This is a genomic window from Pseudomonas nitroreducens TX1, from assembly GCF_000313755.1.
Taxonomy (GTDB): Bacteria; Pseudomonadota; Gammaproteobacteria; order Pseudomonadales; family Pseudomonadaceae; genus Pseudomonas; species Pseudomonas nitroreducens_A.
In genome coordinates this window covers 1-24,610 of record NZ_AMZB01000059.1, presented here as the reverse complement: position 1 = coordinate 24,610, position 24,610 = coordinate 1, and the positions used below count along the sequence as shown (strand labels likewise).

At 60.9% G+C, this 24,610-nt stretch carries 37 protein-coding genes; 8 read left to right on the top strand and 29 right to left on the bottom strand.

All coding sequences use genetic code 11. The annotated features are described in order from the left end of the window. Positions 1-6 precede the first annotated feature (6 nt). From C167_RS0101775 to C167_RS0101660, 24 genes are all read right to left on the bottom strand, one after another. Complete coding sequence (locus tag C167_RS0101775) at positions 7-309, bottom strand: hypothetical protein (protein ID WP_017516565.1); 303 nt, start codon at positions 307-309, stop codon at positions 7-9. 581 nt (positions 310-890) lie between these two features. Then, positions 891-1,670: a hypothetical protein gene (locus C167_RS0101770; RefSeq protein ID WP_017516564.1), complete on the bottom strand. Its 780-nt coding sequence runs from the start codon at positions 1,668-1,670 to the stop codon at positions 891-893. A gap of 3 nt (positions 1,671-1,673) precedes the next feature. Then, positions 1,674-1,847, bottom strand: a complete 174-nt coding sequence (locus C167_RS34815) for a DUF7210 family protein (protein WP_017516563.1) — start codon at positions 1,845-1,847, stop codon at positions 1,674-1,676. Further along, entirely contained in the window at positions 1,844-2,314 is a 471-nt protein-coding gene (locus tag C167_RS0101760) for a hypothetical protein (protein WP_017516562.1), read from the bottom strand. The genes C167_RS34815 and C167_RS0101760 overlap by 4 nt, the downstream gene beginning before the upstream one ends. After that, positions 2,311-2,631, bottom strand: coding sequence for a hypothetical protein (locus tag C167_RS0101755; protein ID WP_017516561.1), 321 nt, complete (start codon positions 2,629-2,631; stop codon positions 2,311-2,313). Before C167_RS0101755 ends, C167_RS0101760 begins: the two co-directional genes overlap by 4 nt. A 2-nt stretch (positions 2,632-2,633) precedes the next feature. Next, the gene (locus C167_RS0101750; protein ID WP_017516560.1) at positions 2,634-2,987 is read right to left on the bottom strand and encodes a DUF2190 family protein; all 354 of its coding nucleotides are present in this window, start codon (positions 2,985-2,987) and stop codon (positions 2,634-2,636) included. A gap of 73 nt (positions 2,988-3,060) precedes the next feature. Then, positions 3,061-5,049 (bottom strand): prohead protease/major capsid protein fusion protein, encoded by a 1,989-nt coding sequence (locus C167_RS0101745; protein ID WP_235154273.1) that lies wholly within the window; start codon positions 5,047-5,049, stop codon positions 3,061-3,063. After that, positions 5,033-6,571: a phage portal protein gene (locus tag C167_RS0101740; protein WP_017516558.1), complete on the bottom strand. Its 1,539-nt coding sequence runs from the start codon at positions 6,569-6,571 to the stop codon at positions 5,033-5,035. Before C167_RS0101740 ends, C167_RS0101745 begins: the two co-directional genes overlap by 17 nt. 1 nt (position 6,572) lies before the next feature. Further along, positions 6,573-6,776: a phage head-tail joining protein gene (locus tag C167_RS0101735; RefSeq protein ID WP_017516557.1), complete on the bottom strand. Its 204-nt coding sequence runs from the start codon at positions 6,774-6,776 to the stop codon at positions 6,573-6,575. Then, positions 6,776-8,725, bottom strand: coding sequence for a phage terminase large subunit family protein (locus tag C167_RS0101730; protein ID WP_017516556.1), 1,950 nt, complete (start codon positions 8,723-8,725; stop codon positions 6,776-6,778). Before C167_RS0101730 ends, C167_RS0101735 begins: the two co-directional genes overlap by 1 nt. After that, on the bottom strand, positions 8,697-9,242 hold the full coding sequence (locus C167_RS0101725; RefSeq protein WP_017516555.1) for a terminase small subunit: 546 nt from the start codon (positions 9,240-9,242) through the stop codon (positions 8,697-8,699). Before C167_RS0101725 ends, C167_RS0101730 begins: the two co-directional genes overlap by 29 nt. Positions 9,243-9,448: 206 nt before the next feature. Next, positions 9,449-10,192, bottom strand: coding sequence for a hypothetical protein (locus C167_RS0101720; RefSeq protein ID WP_017516554.1), 744 nt, complete (start codon positions 10,190-10,192; stop codon positions 9,449-9,451). After that, entirely contained in the window at positions 10,189-10,560 is a 372-nt protein-coding gene (locus C167_RS0101715) for a hypothetical protein (RefSeq protein ID WP_017516553.1), read from the bottom strand. The genes C167_RS0101720 and C167_RS0101715 overlap by 4 nt, the downstream gene beginning before the upstream one ends. 178 nt (positions 10,561-10,738) lie before the next feature. Next, the gene (locus C167_RS0101710) at positions 10,739-10,957 is read right to left on the bottom strand and encodes a DUF2158 domain-containing protein (RefSeq protein ID WP_017516552.1); all 219 of its coding nucleotides are present in this window, start codon (positions 10,955-10,957) and stop codon (positions 10,739-10,741) included. Between the two features lie 169 nt (positions 10,958-11,126). Next, on the bottom strand, positions 11,127-11,468 hold the full coding sequence (locus C167_RS0101705) for an antiterminator Q family protein (RefSeq protein ID WP_017516551.1): 342 nt from the start codon (positions 11,466-11,468) through the stop codon (positions 11,127-11,129). Beyond that, on the bottom strand, positions 11,465-12,043 hold the full coding sequence (locus tag C167_RS0101700; protein WP_026078736.1) for a recombination protein NinG: 579 nt from the start codon (positions 12,041-12,043) through the stop codon (positions 11,465-11,467). The genes C167_RS0101705 and C167_RS0101700 overlap by 4 nt, the downstream gene beginning before the upstream one ends. 3 nt (positions 12,044-12,046) lie before the next feature. After that, positions 12,047-12,361, bottom strand: a complete 315-nt coding sequence (locus tag C167_RS0101695) for a hypothetical protein (RefSeq protein ID WP_017516549.1) — start codon at positions 12,359-12,361, stop codon at positions 12,047-12,049. After that, a complete protein-coding gene (locus C167_RS0101690) occupies positions 12,339-12,626 on the bottom strand; it encodes a hypothetical protein (protein WP_017516548.1) in 288 nt (95 codons plus the stop codon). Before C167_RS0101690 ends, C167_RS0101695 begins: the two co-directional genes overlap by 23 nt. Continuing rightward, positions 12,613-12,855 carry a hypothetical protein gene (locus tag C167_RS0101685; protein WP_017516547.1) on the bottom strand — a complete coding sequence of 81 codons (243 nt, stop codon included), beginning with the start codon at positions 12,853-12,855 and terminating at the stop codon, positions 12,613-12,615. Before C167_RS0101685 ends, C167_RS0101690 begins: the two co-directional genes overlap by 14 nt. Then, complete coding sequence (locus C167_RS0101680; protein ID WP_017516546.1) at positions 12,848-13,525, bottom strand: replication protein P; 678 nt, start codon at positions 13,523-13,525, stop codon at positions 12,848-12,850. The genes C167_RS0101685 and C167_RS0101680 overlap by 8 nt, the downstream gene beginning before the upstream one ends. Beyond that, the gene (locus C167_RS33190) at positions 13,522-14,286 is read right to left on the bottom strand and encodes a DnaT-like ssDNA-binding domain-containing protein (RefSeq protein ID WP_017516545.1); all 765 of its coding nucleotides are present in this window, start codon (positions 14,284-14,286) and stop codon (positions 13,522-13,524) included. The genes C167_RS0101680 and C167_RS33190 overlap by 4 nt, the downstream gene beginning before the upstream one ends. Next, positions 14,286-15,023 carry a phage antirepressor KilAC domain-containing protein gene (locus C167_RS0101670; RefSeq protein WP_017516544.1) on the bottom strand — a complete coding sequence of 246 codons (738 nt, stop codon included), beginning with the start codon at positions 15,021-15,023 and terminating at the stop codon, positions 14,286-14,288. Before C167_RS0101670 ends, C167_RS33190 begins: the two co-directional genes overlap by 1 nt. Positions 15,024-15,082: 59 nt before the next feature. After that, positions 15,083-15,517 (bottom strand): phage regulatory CII family protein, encoded by a 435-nt coding sequence (locus C167_RS0101665; protein ID WP_017516543.1) that lies wholly within the window; start codon positions 15,515-15,517, stop codon positions 15,083-15,085. A 65-nt stretch (positions 15,518-15,582) separates the two neighbouring features. Beyond that, positions 15,583-15,765, bottom strand: a complete 183-nt coding sequence (locus tag C167_RS0101660; protein WP_026078733.1) for a hypothetical protein — start codon at positions 15,763-15,765, stop codon at positions 15,583-15,585. A 95-nt stretch (positions 15,766-15,860) separates the two neighbouring features. Between C167_RS0101660 and C167_RS0101655 the strand changes: the two genes are divergently transcribed. From C167_RS0101655 to C167_RS0101645, 3 genes are all read left to right on the top strand, one after another. Then, on the top strand, positions 15,861-16,682 hold the full coding sequence (locus tag C167_RS0101655; RefSeq protein ID WP_017516541.1) for an XRE family transcriptional regulator: 822 nt from the start codon (positions 15,861-15,863) through the stop codon (positions 16,680-16,682). Positions 16,683-16,780: 98 nt separating this feature from the next. Then, the gene (locus C167_RS0101650; RefSeq protein ID WP_081596635.1) at positions 16,781-18,487 is read left to right on the top strand and encodes an AAA family ATPase; all 1,707 of its coding nucleotides are present in this window, start codon (positions 16,781-16,783) and stop codon (positions 18,485-18,487) included. Between the two features lie 63 nt (positions 18,488-18,550). Further along, complete coding sequence (locus C167_RS0101645; protein WP_017516539.1) at positions 18,551-19,429, top strand: DNA adenine methylase; 879 nt, start codon at positions 18,551-18,553, stop codon at positions 19,427-19,429. Between the two features lie 36 nt (positions 19,430-19,465). Here C167_RS0101645 and C167_RS0101640 read toward each other — a convergent pair whose 3' ends face one another. Together C167_RS0101640 and C167_RS0101635 are read right to left on the bottom strand one after the other, a co-directional pair. Continuing rightward, positions 19,466-19,738 (bottom strand): hypothetical protein, encoded by a 273-nt coding sequence (locus C167_RS0101640; RefSeq protein WP_017516538.1) that lies wholly within the window; start codon positions 19,736-19,738, stop codon positions 19,466-19,468. A gap of 142 nt (positions 19,739-19,880) precedes the next feature. Next, complete coding sequence (locus tag C167_RS0101635) at positions 19,881-20,219, bottom strand: DUF1654 domain-containing protein (RefSeq protein WP_017516537.1); 339 nt, start codon at positions 20,217-20,219, stop codon at positions 19,881-19,883. A gap of 694 nt (positions 20,220-20,913) precedes the next feature. Here C167_RS0101635 and C167_RS0101630 point away from each other — a divergent pair. From C167_RS0101630 to C167_RS0101615, 4 genes are all read left to right on the top strand, one after another. Beyond that, a complete protein-coding gene (locus C167_RS0101630) occupies positions 20,914-21,177 on the top strand; it encodes a hypothetical protein (RefSeq protein WP_017516536.1) in 264 nt (87 codons plus the stop codon). Positions 21,178-21,677: 500 nt separating this feature from the next. Continuing rightward, a complete protein-coding gene (locus tag C167_RS0101625; RefSeq protein ID WP_037005895.1) occupies positions 21,678-21,938 on the top strand; it encodes a hypothetical protein in 261 nt (86 codons plus the stop codon). Next, positions 21,938-22,345, top strand: coding sequence for a hypothetical protein (locus tag C167_RS0101620; RefSeq protein ID WP_017516534.1), 408 nt, complete (start codon positions 21,938-21,940; stop codon positions 22,343-22,345). Before C167_RS0101625 ends, C167_RS0101620 begins: the two co-directional genes overlap by 1 nt. After that, on the top strand, positions 22,345-22,659 hold the full coding sequence (locus tag C167_RS0101615; RefSeq protein WP_017516533.1) for a hypothetical protein: 315 nt from the start codon (positions 22,345-22,347) through the stop codon (positions 22,657-22,659). Before C167_RS0101620 ends, C167_RS0101615 begins: the two co-directional genes overlap by 1 nt. A 232-nt stretch (positions 22,660-22,891) precedes the next feature. Here C167_RS0101615 and C167_RS0101610 read toward each other — a convergent pair whose 3' ends face one another. Both C167_RS0101610 and C167_RS0101605 read right to left on the bottom strand, forming a co-directional pair. Beyond that, positions 22,892-23,104, bottom strand: a complete 213-nt coding sequence (locus tag C167_RS0101610; protein ID WP_017516532.1) for a hypothetical protein — start codon at positions 23,102-23,104, stop codon at positions 22,892-22,894. Then, a complete protein-coding gene (locus tag C167_RS0101605; protein ID WP_017516531.1) occupies positions 23,101-23,322 on the bottom strand; it encodes a hypothetical protein in 222 nt (73 codons plus the stop codon). Before C167_RS0101605 ends, C167_RS0101610 begins: the two co-directional genes overlap by 4 nt. Positions 23,323-23,418: 96 nt before the next feature. Here C167_RS0101605 and C167_RS0101600 point away from each other — a divergent pair, with 96 nt between their 5' ends. Then, on the top strand, positions 23,419-24,297 hold the full coding sequence (locus C167_RS0101600) for a hypothetical protein (RefSeq protein ID WP_017516530.1): 879 nt from the start codon (positions 23,419-23,421) through the stop codon (positions 24,295-24,297). Here the strand turns inward: C167_RS0101600 and C167_RS34975 are convergent. Next, on the bottom strand, positions 24,294-24,610 hold a 317-nt coding region (locus C167_RS34975), incomplete at its 5' end, for a hypothetical protein (protein ID WP_017516529.1). The two genes, C167_RS0101600 and C167_RS34975, sit on opposite strands and share 4 nt — an antisense overlap.

Here is a 24,610-nt window from a genome sequence, read left to right as displayed (position 1 = left end):
GGCGAGCTAGAGCGGAACCAGGACTCTCCCTAGTCGCTCCAGCATCTCGAAAAAATGGCGGTTTGCCTCGCGACAGACCTTCGCCAGCTCCTCCAGCTCCGAGGGCCTCATCTCGTCGATCTGAGCAGCAGTGAGGGATGACATAGCCGCCAAATCGTGAAGGCGGAGGGCCCCGCCCAGCAGAGAATCCCCGAGCGTGTCGGCAGTGACGGTGTCCATTAACTGGCGGACCTGGGCGACCGTCATTTCCCGGACGATTACATGCTGCCCGCCAATTTCAACGGGGCGGCAGCCAGAGGCTTCAGACATAGGGTCTCCAGAAAAAAGAAGCCCCGCACATTAGCGGGGCTCTGGTGTTTATCTATGGCTATCAGCCTTGATAGCCTCCGTCGACAGAGCTGACACAGCCGCCCTGTACGTAAAAGTAGGAGGAACCTCCACCGTTCCAGTGGTAGGCATACTGCGAACCATTGATCCTATTTGGCGACCCCCAGGCGCTCAAAGCGTCTGAAGCGGTCATCCCAACGACCACTTGATGGCGAATAACGTATGTCCTCAGCTCAGTCGTGGAGAACTGCGCGCATGGGCTATTGGAGCCCGATCTCGCCTGAGCCCGAATATTTGGGCCAGGGCGACGGCTGTCCATTTCCAGCCACTGATCGGAAGGCGAAAAGTTTCCACCGATGTGGTTGTCCCTTACCGTAATTTCCTCTGCGTCATGGGCACAGGGCTTGTCCGAGAAAACCGGCTTTCCCTCTTGGGACGTGCACTTGTAGACCGGGCCAGCCTCTCCCTGCGTAGCCAGAAAGACCAGGGCTGCAACTACTACTCCTGAAATCATCCTCATGACAGTTCCTCCCTTTTGATCCGGAGGAACTGTATCAGGGAAGTCAGGCTGCAGCTTTTTCCTTCTTGATCTTGAAGTACTTCGAAGTGCCGGCGCCAACCTTAGTGGAGTCGCGGAGCACCTTCGCGGTGGCCTGGAAGCCGCCGAAGTCTTCGGTGTTGATCCAGTCCATCTGGGTCGCCAGATTGAGGCGGCACTGGAAGAATCGCGCCTCGACGCGCTTCTGAGTGCCGGCGGCGTTCTCGCCCTCGAAGAGGAACTCGAAGGTCTTGCCGCTGTTGGTCAGCGCCTCGATTACGTCGACTGCGGCGGAGCTGTAGTCCACGCTCACCTTGAAGGGCGTGCCCGGGGCGGCCGCTTTGATCGCTGCTTCAAGTGCGCCGCCGGCGACAACTTCGATGCCCGAGCCAGTCATGACCCAGTCGTCGAACTCGTCGTAATCGGTGGTGCCAGCCTCGTTGCTCACGCTGGAGATGGTGAGCGGCATCTGCGCCAGAGCAATGGTGCCGTCCACATCAGCAACGTGTTCTTCACCCGTTACGGTAGTCGCGGCGACGCTGGTGACGTTGCCCCATACCAGCGCAGCGAGAACCCAACTGAAGATCTCGCGGAAGTTGATGGAGAGCGACACGCTGGTGACGCGGTCCAGGCTGTCGTACTCACCACCCTGCGGGGTGGTGGTGTCTGCCAGTGTCAGGCTGTTGGTTTCGGTTGCGTGCTGGATCGTGGAGACCAGGCCGACTTTCTGGAAAGGAAGCCCCGAGCCAACTTCGCGCGCTTTCAGGTGGCCGCCGATCACGACCGTCTCTTTAACAATGGCCATGGCTTAGGCCTCCTTCGCGGTGGTGGGTGGGCACTCGACCTTCTTCGCTTCCTCGAGGAAAGCCTTCTGGCGCGGGGTCACCTTGATCTTGTCGCCGGCCTTGTAGTCGACGCCCTTGTGGGTGTGCTCGCCGGCGAGTTTGACCTCGACCGGTTGCACGGCTTTCTCTTCGCTCATCGGCGGATCTTCTCCTGGATGATGGTGGTGATGTGGACGGGAACGATGACGCCGGCGTAGGGCTGGCCATTGCCTGGCGGGAAAGGGTCTGAGGAGCCAACGGTGCTGCCGGTGCACCCCCTGGGAAGCCACTTCGGAAGCAGGCCCTCTACGGGGACGAAGGCCTGGCTGATATCCAATTCCATGGACTCGAGCGCTTCCTCGCAGATGGCAACGTCCGTGCGAACAAGACCGATGACGAAGTACCCAACGTGCATCCGCAGCGCGGCCGGCTTGCCCTCCGGCGGGCGGTTCGGCGCCTTCTGGATCAGGACGAACTGCTGCGGCAAGCCTTTCTCGGTCAGTACCTCGTTCAGCCAGCCCGTCCTAACCTCCTGGCCGATGTTGGTCAGGTAGCCGTTTTCGACGGTGATTTGCTCGACACGCCGGATCAGCGACTGGCGGACGCTGGTGAGGATGTTGCTCATGGGGACTCCATGCAGGCAGCAGTCATCATGTGGCCGTCGTCGGCTGCGATGTCTTCGACCAGCAGGCGCCGGCCGCAACACAGCACGAACATGCCACCCCGCTCCACGGCATCGAGGAGTGGCTTTCGCCAACTGATGCCGACCGCCTCCGAACGCATCACGCCATTGGGGCCGTTCTGCATCAGGTTGTGGTCGACGATGACCGTCAGGTTGCTGATCACCAAGCTGCCATCCTTGGCCCGGTACTCGGCAGTCCCGTCGTTCAGCCGCTCAACCACCCGCTCATGCAGGCGGTCGCGCATCGCGGCCCAGGTCATGGTCAGGCCACGGCGGCCGGCGCGGAGACACCGTTCAGGCGCGCGCGACCGACAGCCGACGGATTGGCGGCGGCCTCGGTGGCGGCGCCGACAAGCACCAGGCCAGTGGCCGAGACGTTGGTCAGGGCGCGGCTGCTGGTGTTCATGTACAGCAGATCACCAACAGCCCAGGCCTGGGCGCTGATCTTGCTGAGCTCGAACACGCCATTGAGCTTGAGGACGACCGGATCGCCGGCCGCTTCGGTGGTAGCCGCTACGCCGATGAAGGCGCCGACCTTGTACAGCTGACCGGAAGTGGTACCGCCCGCCGGAGCGGGTACGGTGGTGCAGTCGCCGTGCTGGATGAAGGATTTCATGTGTCACCTCGCGAGGGAGAAGCAGAAACAGAAAGGGCGCCATGAGGCGCCCTGCAGGGTTCGATCCGGCCGATCAGGCGCCCGGGTTCTTGTAGGCGCCGCGGTAGTCGATCCAGGCCGCGCCGAAGACCAGGCGCGCCTTGATCTCCATGCCGTCCACCTCGAAGCCCTCGCGGGTCTCGGTGAACACGCCCTGCTCGCCTTCCAAGTAGGCGTACTCGAAGGTGTCCACTACGCCGGGGGCGGCGTAGAGGTACCACTGATTGCCGGTGATGCGAGCATCGACGATCACGGTCAGAGCAGTGTTGCGGCTGTCGTTGATGTCGGCGTTCTTGGCCGGCACGTACTGGGAGCTGGTGAACTGGAAGGCTTCCAGCTCCTTGTCCGGGCCAACGATCAGGTATTCCGGGCCAAGGTTGAGGAAGTGGCCGGCCTTCGACTTCTGCTTCCGCATGGCTGCGCGGGCGGCCGCCAGCGTGGTGGTGTTGATCGCACCGCCGGCGGCGGCGAGGTTGCCGTGGCTCGCGTCGAACAGTGGCGCGCCGTCGGTGAAGTTCGGGTTGCCCAGCAGCAGAGCCCAGATCAGGTCAGACTCGGTCTGCGCGGCGGCGGCGCCAAGGGCCTGCGGGATTCGGGACAGTGCGCCTAGGTCGTCGTTAACGATCGCCTCCCAGGTGATCGCGATGATCTTGCCGAATTTGGCGACCTTCAGCGGGGCACCATCTTCGCTCAGGGCGCCGTACTTGTACTCACCATGCTCCTTCACCTGCTCCAGGGCGGAGATGTCACCCAGCGCCGCGCGGGTGACTGCGCGGAAATCCGGTACGGTGGTCTGACGCCCCAGTGGACGCCAGGTCTGCGGGGCGAGATCGTAGGCCGCGCGCAGGGTGCGGTTCACGGTGCCTCCGAGCAGCAGCGGGAAGTCGCTGGTGGTGTGCATGCCGGCAGCGCGTACTGCCTGACGGTCACAGCCCAAGGCGGCGCGTGCGATCTCCTGCTGAGTCATGCCACGCACGGTGCCGCCGGCCAGCTCGATCGACTCGCGCGCCATGTCGATCAGGCGCATGCCGCGGAACTCGCGGGCTGCTTCTTCCAGCTTGATCGTGGAGTTACAGCGATGGAGCAATGCGTTTTGCATCGCTTCGCGCTTGGCGGCCAATACGCCGGCGTCCACCGTGCTGCTGACGGTGGGCTGGGTATTGCGGGATTCTGGCTGGCTGCCAGCTTGGCGCTCAGCCACTTTGTCGATAATTGCGGTGCTGGCTTCTGCGATGGAGATATCGCGCCCAACCAGCTCGTCGGCAAAGGCATCGTCCAGGCCCACCTTTTTGGCCATGGAGCGGATGGTGGTGCCGCGCTTGCGTTCAGCTTCGGCGCCTTCACGGCGGATCAGCTCTTCGGCCGCGCGTTTCTCTTCATCGGTCATCTCGTTTTCCTCGTTGGGGTTGGCCACGGCGGCCGGTTGGTCGGTAGGCGCCTCGGCCTCCCGGGTCTCGAAAAGGGTGTTGAAGCGCGGGCCCTTGTAGTCGGCCTCCTGCTTCGCGCCTCGGGTCTTTGCCCCGTCGTCGAAGCCGATAGGCACCAATGAGAGCTCCATGGGCTCCCAGTCCACCGCGCGGTAGGTGGTCAGCTTGTCGTCGGGCGCTTCGATCATTTCGTAGCGATGCACCGAGTAGCCGACGCTGATGTTTCGGAGAATGCCGTCTCGCACATCACGGAAGATCGGCTCGACGTCCTCGCGCTGGCTGAAGCGCACCAGCGCCCGCCCCTCCCCGCCTTCCAGCCAGGCACGCTCGACCACGCCGATGACGTCGCCGAGTTCCCAGGTGCTGTGGGTGTTGAGGAAGGGAGCGCCGTTGTTCAGACGTTCCAGACGGACAGCCGATTCGCTGACCTCCAGCTCTTCCATGTAACTGCCGATGTCCCAGGACCATCGGCGGCCCTTCGCCCCGGTAGTCCAGGTGATTTCGACGGTCCGTTCTTCGATGTTCACCGAGTCAGGGCGAACGGCCGCCCGCAACTGCAGCATGGGGGTTTCATGCGTCTTATTGGTCGCCGGCATCGCTGATGTCCTCGCCAGTCGGCTGCTCGGAAGCAGGGTTGATATCGGTTGACGGCAGCTGCGTGCCGACAGGCCTGGCCTGGGTCAGGCCAGCGTTGGAGACTTTGCGCGGGTCGCAGTCCAGGACCAGGCCGAGCTTGTCGAACAAGGCGTTGGCCTTTGCGATCTCAGCGGCATGCGCTTCCGGGTCAGTGATCCCCACCTCGCGCAAGGCGTTGGGCCAGGTGACCAGCCCTTGGCGAATCCGCTCTTTGACGGTCTCCAGTTCGGACTTCGGATCAACCATGTCCCGGCGAGGGGGAACCCAATCCGCCTTCACATCCTCGCGAACACCGTCGGGAAGCAGCGCCTGGGCCTCCATGAACCAGGTCCACACGCCGCCACAGAGCTGGGGAATCAGCATTCGCCACTGCCACACGTCGACGCGGCGCGCGAAGTGGAGCCAACCCATGCGGCCGCTGGAGAAGTTCACCCCCTTCAGGTCGCCGGTCACCAACTCGTAAGGAACCCCAAGTCCCACCGAAATGGCGTGCAGCCCCTGCCATGCATAGGAGTCATACCCGTTGAAGGTGGGCGGCGTGCCGAAGGTGACGTCCTCGCCTTGCGCCAGCTCCTGGATGATCCCAGGCTCGACACGCTCGACCAGAGGGGTGGCTTTGCGGCCGCCCTGGGACTGGTCATCCTTGGTCACAAAGGCTGCGAAGCAAGCGGCGATCTTCGCCTGCTCCATCACCGCGTCTTCCATCTCGTCGAAGTTGCGCAGACGCTGCATCACGGGTGCAAACCAGGTGTAACCACGGGCCTGCCCAGGCCGCTTCGGGAGGAAGACGTGGATCACGTCCTCTGCCGGGATGCGACGGGACTCTAGCGCGCGCCAGGTGCTGTTCGCGCCGGGATGCGTGTCGAACAACCAATAGGCCACCCGCTTTCCGATTGGGCTGAACTCGATCCCCTGGATGATCTGGTTCGCGCCGTAAGGCCCGCTTTTCTCCTCATCGAGGAAATCAGCCTCCAGCACCTGCAACTGCAAGGGCACTGGAAGATTGTCCGAGGACTTCCGCCAGCGGCGCCGGATCAGCACTTCCCCGCCCTCAGGAACCGCCTCCATGACCTTGTGCTGCAAGCCGTAGAAGTTCTCGAGGCCATCGGCATCGCAAAGCGTTTCTTCGGCCCAGGCCCGCCACAGGTCCGCCAGCTTCTTGTTGGCGCGCGTCTTTCCCAGCGGACGCGGCACGATGCCCGCGCCGACCACGTTGTCCGCGATGCCGGTAACAGCGCGCTCCGCATAAGGGTTGTTGCGCCGGAGATCCCGGGCACGGTTGCGCAGACGGGCCAGCGCCGGGCCGTTCTCTGCATTGGCGTCCGCTCCGGTGCTCCGCCATCCGTCATTCCTGCGGCCGCCCGCAGCACCCTCGAAACGGCGCTCCAAGACCTTGATCTGCAGGTCAGCCTTCATTTTCTGCAGGCGTGACTCGGCGCGTCTCGCGGCCCGGCCGGGAAACAGGGTGTCGAAAAGTCCCATGTCAGTAGCCTTTCGAGAAGGAGGCGAAGCGCCGTCCACCGTTGCTGTTGGCGTTCAGGCCCAGTTCCCCCTCCATCTGGCGAAGGATTCGCATCATCTCGTCGACGCTGCGGTAGGTGACGGAACGATCCGCGTAACGCACCTGCAGCTCACCGCCGGCCAGGGCGGCCTTCAGGGCTTTGTATTGCTCCAGGGTGTAGGACATTATTTTCTGTTCCAGTAGGAGGATTTGGCGCGCGGGCGCTCCTCCGCGTTATCGACTGCGGTGGAGCCCCCAGGCTCTGGCTGTTCTGCAAGTACATCGAGATCAAGACCGAACCGTGCCTGGCTGATGCGCAAGGCGGCCAGGGCATACACGAAGCAGTCGAGGGCCTCGTTGCGGCGCCCGCCGGAGTCCCAGCGCAACACCCGCTTGCCCTTCACCATCGCGGCCTTCTTCTTCTCCGCGGTGATCTGCTTCAGCTCCGCCTCATCGCAGACATCGTCATTTGCCGGGAAGTGAACGACCCCAGGCTGTGCATGGCCGGCGCGCGATTTGGCTGTGTCGACCTGTAGCCGCAAGCGGCTGTAGATCAGCTCCTTCGCGTTGTCGGTACCGACCTCGGTCTTGTAGACGTGGTCCTTCTTCTTCCTCGGGAAGTTGGCGATCGGCTTGCCGTATGTGCTCGCGCCGAATACCGGGATGACCCACATCGCGCCATGCTTGCGGCTCTCCGCGGCCACCTCGTCCGAGTAGTGGCCGCCGGCATCCCAGCACCACCGTTCCACGCGCATGATCAAGCCGTCCTCGCGGGTGAACTGCCGATGCACCTCAAGGCCAACCTTTCGCCTGAGTTCCTCGCTGGCTGGGTCGCCAGTGAGGATGAAGCGATGAACAAGCCAGGCCTCCTCACCGGGTCCGAAGGCCCAGACGCGGCCTTCCAGGCGGTCGTCTTGTGTATCGATGCCGCCCATCAGGGCGACGGCTTGCTGCGGCACCTCTGGGAACACCTCGCGACGCCCATAGAGAACTTCCCAGTCCACCTTCTCGCCTTGGTCGTCGTCCCAGGTTTCGCCGAGCGTCGTGTTGACGAAGGTGATCAGCTTCTGCAGATCGCCCTTCACCTTCAGCCAGTCGGTGGCGATCTTGAGCCAGGTGCTCCAGGTGCTGTAGACCGCCCAGCAGTAAAAGGCGATCGACCGAGGGGTGCGGATTGGCTCGCCATCGCGGCCGAACCAGTCCATGGCGTCACGCGTCCAGATGCCGGTCTCCTCGCAGATCCACCGGCCATCCTTCGAGGCCTCGACCATGTCCTGGTGGAAGAAGCAGCATGTGCAGTGTTCGCAGACGTACCAGGCCTTGGTCGCCTCGCCGAGCGCGTCCTTATCCCACTTCAGGCCGTACTCACAGTCCTTGCCGCCCCACTTCAGGGTCTGCTCCTGATGGCAGTGCGGGCACTTGACGAAGAAGCGCAGCCGAATGGGTGACTCGGCCGCCGCCTTGCTTACCTGGCAGGTGCCGACCTTCTTCGGGGTCGAACCACGGATGGACTTCGGGTAGACCGCGCCGTCCAGGCGCTTGTCGCCCAAGGTCACCGGGTCGCCCTCGCCCTCCACGTCGGCGTCGAAGTTCGAAAGCTCGTCGTAGATGACCTCGTCCGCGGACTTCTCGCGGTAGTTGCGGGAGGCCTTGCCGCCGCGAATCCAGAGCGTCTTCCGGTTGGTGAAGACCTTCTGGTCCAGCGTGTTGTCGCTGTGTTTACGGTCCAGGTAGGGGAAGAGCTTGTAGAGCACCGGCACGTCGCGGATCAGTCCGCGGACGTGGCTCTTGCTGATGTCCTCGGAGTCCGGATCGGTCGGGCTCCACATCATCACGTTGCGGCGCTTGTGCTGAATCTTGTAGCCGATGTTCGCCATCAGCAGCTTCGTGTAGCCGATGCGTGCCGACTTGACGAAGTTCACGACCGAAATCAGGTCGTTCCCCATAGCGTTCAGAATCGCCACCTGGAACGGATCAGTCTTCCACTTCCCCTCGTTGTAGGAAGACTCGGACGACATGTAAAAATGCTTGTCCGCCCACTCCACCGCCGTCAGCGGCGGCTCCTTATGCAGGGCGAGCAACCCCAGACCAACAGCCTTGCTGAGGTCACTGATCCAGGGTTGCGAGATACTCATCGAGGGTTTCCGGAAGGTCATCGCCAAACTGCGAGGCGATGTTTCGCGCCAGGGCGATCTCCCGCTCGACGGTTTCCAGAATGCGTGGGTCGATGTCGGGGTGTCGCCTGCTCACCGTCTTGCCGACGGTCTCCAGCTTCGAGCCGATCTGAGCGGCGATCTTGGCCAGCGCGAAGGTGGCAAATGGGACCGGGACCAGTTGTTTCTCAGCTACCTGGTTCTTCTTCTCCTGGGCGTCTGCCTGGGCGGAAGTGAGCCGGAGCTTTTCCTGGACCAGTTTGTACTCGAGCAGCGGATCGATAACCGTCTCGCCGCCACCCTCAGGTTGTTGTTTCCGGGCGGCGTGGTCGACGCGGTTTTGCACCACATCCTGCACCCGGTAGAAAGCCTCACGGCCAATCCGGGAAACCGGCTCCACGCCCCATTTATCAAAGGCTTGCGGGGAAATGCCGAGGCTCTTCGCCATCTCGGATTTGTTCAACCATCCCGGCTGCCTGGTTGTTTCGTTTTTGGCCATGACTAAACAACAACCAACCTCCGAATTTTGGTCATACATGATTGGCGCGCGGGGCTCGAATTACCCTCAGGCCACACCCCTCCCGGGAGGACCCAAAATCCCCCCACGGGTCTGCAGCTATCGCGATTTTTTCGGGCACAAGTTTCAGCTTCCGGGGGTTTGGCGTGCCACAACTCCAAGCCAGTGGGGAAGTGACGTGCCACATCTCACCGGCGGCGACGGGTGCGGCGAGCCTCTTCGACAGCCTTCACGGCCTCGTCGCGCAACCTCGCCTCAGCCTCGCGCTGAGCGATCTCATGGAAGTCGAACGTCTTGCGATAGGTAGGCTTCGACACGAACGCCAGGATCATGGCCAGCCCGTCCTTGCCCTTGGCAGTGCGCTCGGCAATACCTATTGGCTGGCGATCAGGGCCATGCATCACGAAGTAGCGACGGTAGTTGCCCTTCTTGGTGCTGCGCGCACTGGTGGTGGCGTTGGCGTCGTACCCTTGCTGAGTGAAGCCACCGATGCCTGACATGGCCTTGGTGACCTGGCCGCGCACCATGTTGCCGTACTTGTCCAGCTTGGCCCCTGCCCCAGGCACAACGTACTTACCCTCGGGCAAGATGCCGCGCTCTCGCAGTTGCCGCTCTGCTCGCTTGGTCTGGCGGTCGCCGCCGTAGATCTCAGGGGTAAGCCAGCGCGTGGCAGGCTCAGCCTTCACCGACTCGTCCTTCATCCACACCCTGGCCACCAGCTTCTCCTTGGTGGCAGGGAAAACGCGAAGGCTGTTCAGCGTGTACGGGGTCGGGCGGTCGAACACGGTCCGCATCTGGCTGACCAGCACCTGCTCGACAGCCTGAGCGGTGCGGGTCAGCGCGAGCGCCGCAGCAAACGGCACCTGGTTCTCCTCGAGGTCGATCAGCTCATCGAGGAAGTCACTGACCGTCCCCGGACTGATACTGATCACAGCCCCGTTCCTTCACGGAACTCCTTTGCCAGATCAGGCAGGCCGACACCCTTGCGGGCCTCGCTCCAAGCGAACCAGGCGCGGACGATAACCCAGGCAGGGAGGCCGCAGACAAAGATGATGCCGCAAATGGCGATCATCCCCACGTCGTCCTGTACCCAGCTTCCGAGGTCGAACCAGCGGACCACGAACGCCCCGCCGCACACGCTCGACACCACCGTGCAGGTCATTGCGACAACGAATTCCCGAACCGTTTTGGGCAGGGTCATTGCCATTACCAGGATGGCGGCGAGTATGGCGAAGAAGCCAAAGGCGCCGAGCTTGTAGAGCGCGATCCCGCCAACTGCTGTCGAGGCCGGCTCGGTCATGGTGTGATTCCTCATGGGTGTGTCCCCAGGCTTGGCCAGCCCTGGCACTACGTAAATAAAAGGCCCGCGCGTGCTGCGGGCTAAGGAGCAAGGAGCAAGGAGCAAGGAGCGCGCACCTAAAATCGTGGGCAACAAAAAGCCCAGCTCTATGGCTGGGCTGTTGGTTGGAGCTTTTTGGCTAACCTCGACGAACAGCGACTGTGCCAATCCCCGATGCGGAGGCCTTCTTAAGCACTGCTACATCGAACACGTCTTCCATTTTCTTCGTCTTGTCGAACCACACACAACGCGCTCCTTCGGTCGGCCCCATTGGGCTGAAGTCACCCAACTCGGAGATCACCATCTTGGGACCGCCGGACTTCAGCTGGACCTCGTCGCCCTTCACGAAATCGGACATATCTACATCTCCATTGCAGGTAGGGAGATGGAGGTATGGGGGCGTTCAATATCATTTCAATAGCAAAGCGACATCTCAGGACGAAAAAACCCGGCGCGATGGCCGGGTTCTGTTGGTTGCGCAGCAAGCTGCACTCTATGGCAAACTGTAGGGTTTTTCCCCGGGGAAATCAAGCGGCTAGTTTTGCGCGCTTGGCCTCTAGAGCTCCATCCACCCAAGCGACTCCCGCCATGACTGTCTGGCGCGCACGCTCCTCGCCCATCCCGAGGGATGCGCCCACCTGCTTGTAGGTCTTCCCCGTGGTGTAGTAGCGCATCAGGGCCTCGCCGCGCTCGGGGTGACGCCTCCCCAGCATCGCTACAAGTCTGTCTATCTCGAGCCCTTCGTCATCAGTCAGTCGTGCCGTCGGCAGAGACCAGCTCGGGGCCGCGCACGACAGGTTTCCAGTGCCCTGCCTGACCCAAATACCCCATTGCTCCAGCAAGCTCTCGGTGGTCCTCTCGCTATTCATGCCGCTCCCCTTTTCAGCTCGCGCACCTTGGCGCGGAAGTAGGCCTTCAGGGCCTTGATCTGTTCAACGCTGAGCTTCAGCGGTTCGTGCTTACCTTCCAGTCGCGCCACTCGATCGACACCGATGCGCTGGATGAGGCGGATTCGGTACTCCAGGATGTTCCCGGACAGCTGCGTGTTGCAGGGCGAGCACTGCTTGTGGACGTTGTCCTCGTCGAAGCGCAACTCGGGGCATGCACCCACCGATCGATAGTGGCCGGCGTCGTACTTGCCTTGGTGGTGGCGGTCACAAGAGATGCAGGGCTTGTCGGCGTCGCGCAGGCGGATGTACTCGTTGAAGGCCTGCTGAGCCTCCTTCAGGTGATCCGCCCTGCTCTTCAGCTTCTCCTTGCGCTCCTTGATCTCGCGCCGCTCCCGGCGCTGGAACGCCACCCGATCTTTCTCGCGCTGCGCGGCGACCAACTTCAAACCACAAAGCGGGCTGCATACAGCCTGCAACTGGCGATCGGGACTGAACGGCGCTCGGCATTGCTTGCACTTCTTCGCCTTGGGCTTTTTCTGAAGGGACTGTCGCATTGGTCAATCCCCTCGATAGTGAGAGCCGCCTGGGCCCTTCTTGTTGTTCCACTCGCTGTCGCTCTTGCCAGCGATGACGGAGATGCGGATCCGCTCGGCGAGATCGTTCTCGGCCTTGTTCACCTTCGCACCCAGGGCGCGCGCTATTTCCTCCAGGCTCGCCTCATGGCCTGGCTGCGCCACCCAACCAATGCCCTTACAGTCCTCGCATGGGAGCTGGTAGAAGATGCCCTCGACGACACCTTTCGACATGCAGGTGCGGCAACGCTGGACCGGCACAAGCTCCTTCTTGAAGTCAGGCCCGCTCTTTTTCGGCATGAGCCCTCCGCTTCATCTCTTCGTCCAGAAGGTAGAGCTCGGCCCTGATGTCGCGCTCCTGATCCTCCAGCTTGCGGAGCCTCGACCAATCCGTCTTCGCCACTCGCCGGGCCCGGATCTTCGAGCCGCCACGCGTGCGCTTGGTCTTGACGCCCGCCGCGAAGCACTGGCACTCCCTGTTGAGCTTTGCGCGCGCAGTACCTGCAGCCTTGGCCGCCAGCAACTGCTCGCCCGTCATGGCGACGATCTGCTCAGGCGTCAGCATGGGTAACCTCGTGGGCCTGCATGTCGGCCTTGATAACCGCCAGAACTTCATCACGGGTCTTGGTGTAGAACGACGGGAGCTTGCCACCAGGGCGGGTGACAGCGAACCGCATCGCCGTGCGCTCCACCTCGGCCACGGTGTAACCGCTATCGGTCTGCCAGCACTTCGGGATCTCCTTGCCGGCTGCGTCCTGCTTGGCGCGCCACTTCAGGGGCGTCAGGTCAGACATGTCGTGCTCCTTTCAGCTTGGCGCGCAGCTCGGCCAGGGCGGCTCGGCCGACCTCCGGCGTGCGGTGCGGCTGAACGGTAATGGCTGCTTGCGGGACCGGTGGGAGCTGCTCTCCCCGAACCAACTGCTGCCTGATGCGCCGGTACTGTTCTTCCAGGGCCGCCAGTCCATCGGATCGACCAAGACACTGCAGCTTGCTGAACCCGGCGCGTGCAGCGGCGTGATACACCGCCGGGCTACTCCAACGCGCCTCGCCCGCCATGGCTGGGTGGCTCTTGCTGAGCGCTTCGGCGTAGGCGACTTCCAGGGGCGGCAGGCCGAGGGCTTCGGGAGTTGGCTGGCACCAAGTGGCGAACTTGCCCGGGGAAGGCACCCAGTCGCTGGGCTCTGCGCGCAGACGCTGCATGCCGTAGGCCACCTGGTTGTCCCAATCACCGATCCCGTTCTCCAGGAAGGTCTTCAGCCAACTCACCTTTGCTGCGTCCAGGGCCTCCGTCGTCGGCCAGGCCTGCCGCCAACCAGAGCGAGCGCCACGGATCTCGCGGAAGAGTTTGTTCACCAGCGTCTCCACGGACTTCCGGCCGTCATCGTCCAGGCTGCGGATGATGGCATCGGCCGGCTGCGGCGGACGATTGGCCACCCTGGTGGCGATCTGACCGGCGCGATTCATTGCATGTCTCCTGCCAGCCAGCCAGTGCTTTCGAAGTCCACCGACTGGCCGCTGGGAACGGCGCGCAGAGCAGGCCGCTGGCTGACGGAGCGCGTGGTGTCACGACGAACCCAGCCGACCAACTGCCCTACCCAGCCTGCTGGCGTGTCGATGGTGCCCTTGCTGTGGTGGTGGACGCTGAACGCGCCGATCACTTCGTCGGTGAACTGAGCCATGGCCAGGCCGGCGCGCATCGAGTAGGCACGGAGCACAGTGGCGTCCGGTTGCCAGTCGAGGGTCATCGGCTGCGGGCCGCCCTGCTCGCCCGCAGGCTCAGGCACACCCGCACCAGTGTTTGTTTGCTCTTTACTCTTCTCTTCTCTGGTCACGCCTTCGTCACGCTCGTTGCGTGACTCTTGTCCCGCTTCGTCCGTGACGCCTGCGCGCTGCTTCTGCTTGCGATTCTTCGCCAGACCGCGTGCCTTGGCGCTTTCACCGTTATGGCGGTCGAAGTTGGGGAACTTGATCCCCTGGTCGTCGATGGTCAGCCAGCCAACATGGGCAAGCGCTTCGGCAAAGCCATCGCACTGCACATAGCGATTTAGCCACCGAACCGTCACGCCAACAGCGTGACCATCGCGTGACTGACTGTCTGCCCAGCTCCACAGATGATGAAGGCGACCCACCACCGAGAACTCGTCTACGCCGAGACGATCAGCCATCGCAATCACCGCAGGGTCATCCGCCAGCGCGGTGCGCATCTTGATCCAGTCACCAGCCATCACAACACCCCTTCTGCGATCTTCTCGGCCAGCTTGGTCAGTCCCTTCGGGGTGACGCGTACCTGCGAAGCCAGGCGACGGTCGCCAAGGTCGTCAGTGCCGATCACGGTCACCTTGTGGTCCAGCAGGCCGGACGCCATGCGCGGCTCGTAAGCCAGCCAGTGGGCACAGCCGGTTCGGCGGTATATCCAGCGGTTGGCCCGCATCCAGTCGAGCAGGCGAAGGCGCTGGATGCCGAGGTGCTTGGCGGCATCGGTCAGGCACATGGTCCCGTGAGACTCGGCGATCCGCTCCAGGGCCTCGACCTTTGGGGCCTGCTCGCTCACCACCAGGCGCAGCTCGCTGTTCTGGTCCGCCAGCAGCGCGGCTGCCCGGAGTGCCTCGGCGTAGGTCTGAGGGATGGCCGGAACCTTGGCGCCCTCCTCCAGTTCGTGAAGGCGGCGGATGACCCGGCGGCGCAATGGGACGCTGTACCCGGTGATCAGCGTCTCGGTCAGCTCGCGATCAAGGTGGAAGTTCGTGGTGTAGCCCCGCGCATCGCGGTCTTCTCGGACATGGCCCAGAACTGGACCATCCTTGGCCAAGGCGTCGAGCATCTCGCGGATATCGCGAATGACGTGCTTGTGCTGCTTGCCAGTAAGCGCCGCGATCTCGCTCGAACTCATCTCGGCCTGCGCCACGTTTTGCACAAGGTGACTTCGTGGCGCGGTGTTGCTGGTATCAGAAGTGATGTGCATACTGCCTCCTGTGTTCTGAACCCCGGCGCCGTGTCCCCACACCTGGCCGGGGTTTGTTTTTATCGGGCCCCGGCTTTCGCCTTCGCGGTCGCGATGACGACGTCGATCTTCTTCTTCGCCTCCTCCCCTTCCCGCTCAATCCGCTTGAACTCCATCCGGGTGACTTTGCCGTCGGCCAGCGCTTCGATGGCCGCCTTCGTCACGTCTGCCGCTTCGCTCGCCATCGCCAGCGTGGCGTTCGCCAGGCAGTCGGCCGGCTGAACATCGCGGCGCACCAGGTGGAAACCAAAGTTGTGCGCCAGCTCCTGCAGCGGCCGGAGGTCTCCGGTGTGCAGCAGGATCTGGTAGAGGTGGTTGATGGTCAGCTTGTGCGAGTCGTTGTCCGGGTTCGCGCGCTGCAGCAGGCTCACATGGGGCAAGCCCATCTTGGCCGCCAGCTCCTTGGCCCCGGCGTCTTCTACTGCGTCGTGGCACGCCCTCAGGAACTCTTGCATTCGTAAATCCTCTGGATTCTTTCCGTGGAGCCCGGACAGGGCTGCTGGCAATCTGTAGTTACAGGTCAGGCGGCTGAGGGAACGCGCTCGTTGTAGAGCCGCTCGATTTCCTTCCCGGTCTCGTACCGGACCCCCGCGCCTTTGGACGCCCTGTGGATGGTGGGCTGGGTAGTGCCTGCGAGGTCGGCAATGGCTTTCTGAGAAAGCCCCTGCTCGACCAACGCGGCGATCATTTCCTTGACGGTCATGGAGATCTCCAATGCGCTTTCGTATTGATCATAATACGCACACGTATCGATCCGAGCAATACACTCGGGCAATACGTTTTTCTATTGGCGAAACCATGAACATTGGCGAACGGATCGAAGCCGAAATGCAGAAGCTCGAGTGGAGCGAGGGAGAGCTCGCCCGCCGTGCTGGCATCAATCAGCCCACCGTGCACCGCATCATCAAGGGCGAATCGAAGAGCCCCAGGCGCGACAACATCGAGGCCATTGCCAAGGCATTCGGCTGCTCTGTCGAGTGGCTATGGACCGGGATCGGGACCGCGCCGCTTGGAAGCCGCGGAGACACAGCGACGACGAGCTCTGCCGCCAAGGTAATGGAGATGCTGGAAAAGCACGGCAAGGGTCTCGGTGCCGCTGCGCGCCAGCAGATTCTGCAGGCTGCCGCCGAGGATGCGCAGGCCGCCGCCGGCTCGAATGTGATCGTCGCCGACTTCTCCCGGCCAGGCCCGGTCGGCGACGAGATCAGCATCGCGCACTACGACATCCGCGGCGCCATGGGCAACGGCCAGGTACCGGCCGATTACCCCGAGATGCTGCGGGACGTGAAGGTCAGCCAGGAACAGCTACGCAAGCTCGGCGTCACCTACGATGATCCGAACCACCTGAAGATGGTGTACGGCTGGGGCCACTCGATGGCGCCCACCATCAAGCACGCCGATCCGATGATCGTGAACATCAACATTCGCGAGTTCGACGGCGACGGGATCTTCATCTTCACCTGGCAGGGCCACCTCTACATCAAGCGCCTTCAGGTCCAGGATGCCGAGCACTTCGAGATGATCTCGGACAACAAGCAGCACAAAGATCGGGTCATCCGGATGGATGAGACTTATATCCATGCGCGCGTGCTGCTGGTGTGGAACGCTCATCTAGTTTGAATGGGTAGCCAACTGACTTAACGTCAACCAGTCAAGACACCGAGAAATCTTAACAAGCCAACTGCACAACAAAAACAGAATTGAGACAGGGAAGTTAAATGCAAAACTGCAAACTAAAACAGCTTTCCATAGAGCTTCCGAAGTTCCGGAAACTCAAAGACATAGAGATAGATTTCTCTGATCGAATAACTTTGATTGCCGGACATAACGGAATTGGAAAGTCTACAATTTTAGCACTAGTGGCAAACGGATCCGGATTAACCTCCAGGCAATACAGCACATACACGGGAAGGATCTTTCGTGGGCTACTGAATGAAATCATTCACATAGACTATGAAACTGAATTTTTGAAACACCAGAAAGACGACACCCTTCCCAACCCTGTATTGAAATACGACATTAACGGGCAAGAATTTTTCAAACGGTGCGCACTATCAAAGCGAACCGTCAAAAATAAAGATGGTGAAACTACGCGCTTAGAGGCTCGCGTCGTACCAAGAAACAAACCGGACGAACACTTTGCCCAGCCCGAGAACTCAATAGAAATTGGCGTCGCTGCAAAGGTACCCATTCCGACCATGTACCTGGGGATGACGCGAATGATCCCCATTGGCGAAACCGACCCTGAGATGGTGATAAACTCCGTAGACACTAGCATTGAAGCAAGCGATGCAGAGTTCATTGCTGACTTCGTGCACAGTGTCATCGGCAATGGGAATCTTGCAGATCTAAAAAAATCAATCACCACCCAATCCATCAAAGAAACCAATAAAATAACAAAGCATCCAGAGTACGGTCACTCCCCAAAAAGTGTATCACTTGGCCAAGATAGTTTAAGTGCCATCGCGACAGCATTGGCATCCTTTAAAAAGCTTAGTCGCGAGTGGAGCGAGTACCCTGGCGGGCTTTTGGTAATTGATGAACTGGATGCAGGATTCCATCCTCACGCCCAACAAAAACTCATAACAGCGATTCGCACCTTCGCGAAAAAATTTAGAATCCAGGTCATTGCGACCACTCACTCACTATGCATGATCGAAGCCGTGCACCCGGAGAACAATCCTGTCGGAGGGAACGGCAAGAGCCCTGATTCAGTTATCTATATAACTGATACGGTACAACCTAGAGTAATGGCGAATGCGACGTTGCAGAACATTCGCAACGATATGAATCTGACGCCGCCGAAGAAGATCGTAAAGCAACGAGAGAAACCAAAGTATCTAAAGATATATCTGGAAGACGCTGAAGCAAACTTTTTCTTGAGCAAGCTACTAACCAGAAAACTAGTGCGAAGCATTAAGTCACAATGCGGCGCCACCTTAAAGGCCATCCCAATCAGCGTTGGCTGCAATAATCTACAAGGACTCCAGGCTTTTGATCCGCATTTCAAGACAGTCTTGATCGTCGTGGACGCAGACGCCAGTATCAAAAAAGGAAAAGGCGCGCCAAAAAACGTTGTTAAGCTGCCAGGTGGTAAAGCTGCCAACGGAGCCAGTTTCTCTCCCGAGCGCACCATATATGAATTTGTGAAAGTCCTTGCTGGAAATAATCAAAAGTACCCAGAAACTCGTAAATACCTCGAAGAGAACAACATATCTAGCGACCAGCTTCATGAACACCTTCTGAACTGTGACACTGATATTACAAAAAGAGAGCCAGCGAAAAGGTGGTGGAACGAACGGCTGGAGATAATCGAAGACTGGGGATTGGTTGACCAGTGGCTAGCAGAGCATCCGGACCAGGTGGAGCAATTCGAGGCGGACCTCGAATCGGCTGCCGTTCGCACGGCCAAGCTCACGATCTGACAGCTGGCCAAGTATACTGCGCGCCGCTACCATGGGGTTGCGGCCCCACAGGACTCAAACACGATGTACTCAAACAAGCTCTACACTCCCTTGCGCTACCCCGGCGGGAAGGCCCGTTTTGCGCCCTTCATCGCGAAGGTGATGGAGCTGAACCGGCTACAAGGCGGCCATTACCTTGAGCCCTATGCCGGCGGAGCTGGGGTGGCGCTTGAACTCTTGTTCCATGGGCATGCCTCACACGTCCACATCAATGACCTTGATCCAGCAGTAAATGCATTCTGGCTATCGGTTACTCTGCACGCCGACGACGTGCTGCGCTTGCTCCGTGACACCCCGGTGACCATCGAGCAGTGGCACTACTGGCGCGCGGTTATGCTTGGCGAGTACGAAGTCAGCCCAGCTGAGCGGGGCTTCGCTACCCTCTTTGTCAATCGTACAAATCGCTCCGGAATTCTGAAAGGTGGGGTTATTGGCGGAAAAGCACAAACGGGCACATACAAGCTTGACGCTCGGTTCAAAAAGGATGCGCTCGCTAGCCGGATCACCAAGATTGCAGAATACGCAGATTCGATTTCTGTTTACTGCGAAGACGCTCGAGATCTATTACTAAGGTGCAATGACTTCCTACCAAGCAAGTCTCTTATCTATCTCGACCCCCCCTATTACGTGAAGGGTAGAGGTCTTTATAGAAATTTCTATGATCATTTTGATCACTTGGAAATTGCGAAAATTCTAAAGCCTCAGAAGTTCAATAGGCCCTGGGTGGTCTCCTACGATAACGCGAAAGAGATCCGCGATATGTATCAGGGAAAAGAGGGGCTGACCTACGGTCTGTCGTACTCCGCGCAAGAGCGGTACCTTGGCGACGAAGTCATGTTCTTCAAGAGTGGCTTAAAAATCCCAGACGAAGCCGAGCTTCCGGCCACATCTTTATCCGCCTGAAATAAGCCCCGCATCAGCGGGGCTTCTTGTTTCTGGTCAGTGCCAGCCACTTCGCGTCGAGCCGCACATGATGCATTTGCTGTAGTCACCCCAGCGTCCCTCTTTGTGACGCATTGGGCCGCCACAGTGATCGCAGCCGCCGACCAGATCGCCCCGAGCCCAGCGGTACTCCAGATACACACTCCAAGCGCCCCATAGCGCCCCGATGATCGTTGCACCGCATGCCCCGAAGAACACCGCACGCATCAGCGGAGCCAGTACCTGCTGAACACCCACCGCCGCTGCCGGTGAGGGGTCGACCAGAGCCATACCAATAACTCCTGCCGTAGTGAGAACAGCAGGCCCTCCGTAGAGGCTCAAGGCTCGATATAGCGAACTCATAAGCGGACTCCATTCCAAGGTTGTGTGATCAATACTCGCGCACCACCAGGCCAAATGCCATCACTTCAAGTCAGAACGGTGCAGGCTGATCGTGCAGATACTGCACCCTGAAGTCGGCCGGGAGCTCCTCCTCTTCCTCCTGGGCGCCCTCGCCCTCCTCCTCGCTCGGCTGCCACTCCAGGACAGCGGTCCCGTCCTCGAGCTTGGTCACCGTCAAACCATCCGTCTCCGCCAGCTCGTCCATCACCTGTCTCCACGCCTCGTCCGTGTCGCTGTCCAGGCGCCAGATCACCGCGCGCCGATCGGCCTGAGCCTTCGGGCTTCCCACCATCGCCGAGATTCGCAGGCGCAGACGATCCAGCGTGTGGATGCCGCTTCCCTTGGATGCCGAGACCGCTTGCTTCGTCATTTCCATAGCTCCTTGCCAATACTGTATGTGCATACAGTATTCATAAACGAATCGCCCTTCAACCGGTTTCCAGATTTCCGATGCTCTGCAGATTTCCATACGAATACGTATTGACATGACCAATACGTGTTCGTATTGTTTGTTTAACGCCAGCGTATTGCGGCGCCAGGCCACCGAGCCGAACGCTCTTTAACAACGCACCCAATGACGAATACAGCACCTGCCGCTACCGGCGACCGGCGCACCCATCCGTAAGCCAACTGAGGGGCTGCAGGGTGGAAGCGCGGCGAAACGCCAAACCGTGTGAATGACCCGGCAAGCAGGTGTGAGGACCAGAGCCACCAGTAGTGGACTGGGGAGACACCGAATCGAATTAGCGCGCCAAGCCTCGGCGAAAGGCGCGCCGGACCTCTCGTCGTGTGCCCTAAACCAACTGGGCACCGGGGCTGCACGCGGCGAGTTGCATATGCCCGATGACCATGGCGAAACGAGAACGACGCGCACGGCGCCATGACCAGGGAAGCCCCAAGCCAACCGACCTGAAGGCCTGAGCTGCACGCATCGGCGGCGGGCCATACGTACATCGCTGAGCATGCAGCCGCGCAATATCCCAGCAGGTGCGCGCGGCACCAATGCATCACTGAAGCGCCTTCCCCAGAGGGCGCTTTGGGATGACAACCAGGAGGGGATTGATATGACAGCCACTTACGGTCGCAGCCCGGCGGAGATTGCCGAGGACATGGTCCTGACCATGGCCGCACCAGTCTTCAACATCAGCCGCGAGTTTGCAGCTCGCTATTGCGAGCGGCGTCTTGAACTCGAATCAGCAAAGCCCATTCGTGAGCAGGCAGCAGAGCTGCTGGATGGGTGGGAAGGCACGAACGCGAACATTGTCGCAGCGATGCAGCTTTGGCCGCTCTGGTGCTACGTCACCCGTGCACACCGACTCAATACCTGACCCGATCCCCTGGCCCAGCCAGGGCGCATCGGAGAGTGATCTGAATGCGCAGACTGATGCGCAACGGAGAGACGCAGAGAGCGTGGTGCCTGCTGCGTCGCGGACCACAAAGCCGGAGATCAGCACCGGCCAGATCACTCCCCGATGCGTAAGCATCAGCTCCTTGCAGAGTTGGCACCCTTGCCCGCCACCCGCGGGCCTTTTGCGGGCTCTCAGCCCGCTCCCTATTCAGGCGCCGGCCGGCGCTTCCGGCTGAACCATGCAGGGAGGATGCAGCCATGTAACCGATAGCCCTGGCAGTTCGGCAACAAGCCGGGCGAGCCGCGAAACGCTCACCGACATAAGGCGGACGTGAGCACGGAAAGGCCCCGTCGGACGGGCCTTTCCACCTTCCCCTCCCCGATCCCTTTCGAGAGCACTCCTCCGCGGCGCCCACCGGCGCATAGCCGCGCGCTGGAGTGCTGCCCAAAGGAAGCCACCACCCAGACGAGGTGATCGCCATGCAACAGCTGAACATTCGCCCGCAGCTGGCCCAGCTGCTGACCCTGTCCGCCGCCGCCCGCGCGGCCTTCGAGGAGCGCCGCACCATCGTGGTGGAGAAGCCGGCCTACCAGATCCGCCCGACTGGTCGCGGCTTCTGGCACATCGTGGACACCGCCACCGACAAACCGGCTGGCTTCCGCCGCTCCTACGCCGAGGCCATGGCCTACGCCAAGCGCCTGACCATCCGCAAGCGCGATGACATAGGAGCGGAAGGCTGATGGAGAGCGCAACCACCCTCAACCTCCCCACGGTCGCGGCGCGGAACAACGCTCGCGCTGACTTGGCAGAGGCCGTGGCCGCCTTCCTGAGTGCCGGCGGCGCGGTCGATCAGCTGGAAGGCTTCGAGCCGAAACCGCGTCCAGCGCGTAGCGAGCCATTGGCGCCGGCACCGATCAAGCGCCAGCGCACCGATGAACCGGTACTGATCAGCAGTCGCGGCAACATCGTTACGAAGAACAGAGCCCACGCAGAGCGCGCATACCGGCGGCGCGAGGAGCTGGCCAACCGGTTGCGGCCCCATGCCGACATGGGCTGCATGGCCTGCGCAGCAATGTTTGGCGTCAGTCATACCCTGATCCGAAGCGTTGCCAAGCAGTTCGGCATCACTCTCGCGAGGGTCAGGTGATGGCCAAGTCTCAGCAAGAACGCTCAGCGGCAGCCGCGGCGAAGCGCCAGCGCCTGGACGAGACAGAGCTGCGCCACCGAGTGCGCCGCGGTACCCGCGCAATGCTGGAGAACCTGATGCGCTGGCATGGCATCGAGGAGCAGGCCGAGGCGATACAGCTGCTGATCATGCATGCCCATGACCCGGGCCCGGAAGGCTCCGCTCCCCTCCTCGCCATCCCGCGCCACGATTTCACTCCATCAGATTTCGTGGCGCGCCAGCTCGACAGGCTCGGACAGCAAGAGGCCGCGCGGCTCGATGCGCAGGAGCTATAGTCAACTTGCTGCAGCTTCGCGGGAGCGGAGACAAGATTCGCGTGATGACAAGTGGCCACTATGTGAGCGGAATCACATCGGCGGAGGATCAGCCATGCAAACCAGGGAACAGGTCCAACCATCGTTGCAGCAACTGCTTCAGATGACTGCGAAGGCCCGTGCTGACTTTGCGCGTCGCCGTCGCACCACAGCCTCTAGCTCTCCGAACACTCAACCACAGAGCGGCGAAGAATCAAGGTACGCGTGACAACCGCCCCTCGTGGATCTCCTTAACGAAGATCTCCAAGGTGTCGGCGTCCTTCTCCAGCTGAGCGGCCATAGCGCGTAACTCGCGGTCCAATTCCGGTATTTGCCTGGCCAAAGCGCTAAGACGGTCCGCCACGGCTGCGTTGTTGAACGACGTCGTGCGCAGGGCCATTAGCAGTTGTCTCTCGGCATTATTCATTGCAGCACCGCTATACCACCTTCTTGCACCCGCTCCGCCAGCGATCGAAGGGTCGCCGCCTGCCTGCGTAGTAGCTCGATGACCTCCGTTACTTCGCCGCTAAGCCTGTCAGGCAGCTCAAGCGCCGCGCGCTCCAACACCAGTGCGGCCGCTTCGTCCTGGAACGACAGCTCAGCCAACGTGACGCGCACTTCTTCTGTTGAACGATCCCTGGGCATTGCTCAGTCCCCTGCTGATTTCAGTTAGCACCAGCAAATAAACATAGCTGCTATCCGCTGCACTCGCGGCGCGGCGGCGCTCTACCTGGAGAAACCATGAACCCCTACTTCATCAAGGGGCCGGCGCAGATCGGTCTCAGTGGAGGCCGCACATCCGGCTACATGATGCGCAAGATCCTTGATGCTCATAACGGCGTGCTTCCGCCTGATGTGCATGTGTTCTTCCAGAACACTGGGAAGGAGGTGGAGCCAACACTCGAGTTCATCAATGAAATTTCCCAGCGCTGGGCGGTTCCGGTCATCTGGATGGAATGGTGCAGAGTCTGGGGGCAGCCGAAGGACGCCCCCTGGTACCGGCTTGTCGACTTCAACACTGCCAGTCGAGAGAGTGAGCCATTCGACATGATGCTCGACTACTACGCCAGCTACCGGCGAGAAGAGAAGGGGTTACCACCGATCCTCCCCAACTTCGCCAACAACATGTGCACGGCCTTCTTGAAGATCAAGATCGGCGAGAAGCACATGCGCAGTCTCGGTTACGACCATTGGGACTGCGTTGTTGGGATTCGCCACGATGAGCCGAGCAGGTACCACCGGATGATGGCTGCTAACGCCCGCGGCGGCACTCGCTGGGAGCACTTCACCCCGCTCTACTTGGACGGCGTGACCAAGGAGCAAGTGCTGGAGTTCTGGAGCGAGCAGCCCTTCGATCTCGGCATCGACTCAGACCTCGGCAACTGCGATCTGTGCTGGAAGAAGAGCGAGGACAAGCTCTACCGCGCCATCATCGAAGACCCGAAGCGGGTGCTCTGGTGGTCAGGCACCGAAGAGAAGTTCGGCCAGGTCTTCCGCCAGGACCGCCCGAAGTATGCACACATGGGGTGGTACGCCGAGCGGATGGCAACTCAGGAAGCTTTCGACTTCGAAGCAGCCGGCCTGGTGACCGAGGATATCGACTGCTTCTGCGGTGATTAGGAGCTGGAAGTCCTAGCCACTTTGTAGGCGTCAGCAGTACTGATCATAGGAATTGCCACGGTGCTTCGGCGATCGGTGAGCCAGGTCCCGGTATGCACCTCATCGAGGTGCTGCCCTGAAGCGGTCAGCTCAGAGATTAAACTTCCTGTAATCAGGTACGAACCGCAGTTTGGGCATTCGACTAGCTTTCGATCGCCCTGCGTTGGTTTCTCTTCTGCATTTCCCAGGCAGATATAGCACTCCATCGCTTCCTCCTTGATCCAGCCCATGCCGGGCCATCCGAACCTACCCCACTCCATGCCATTGCGCCACT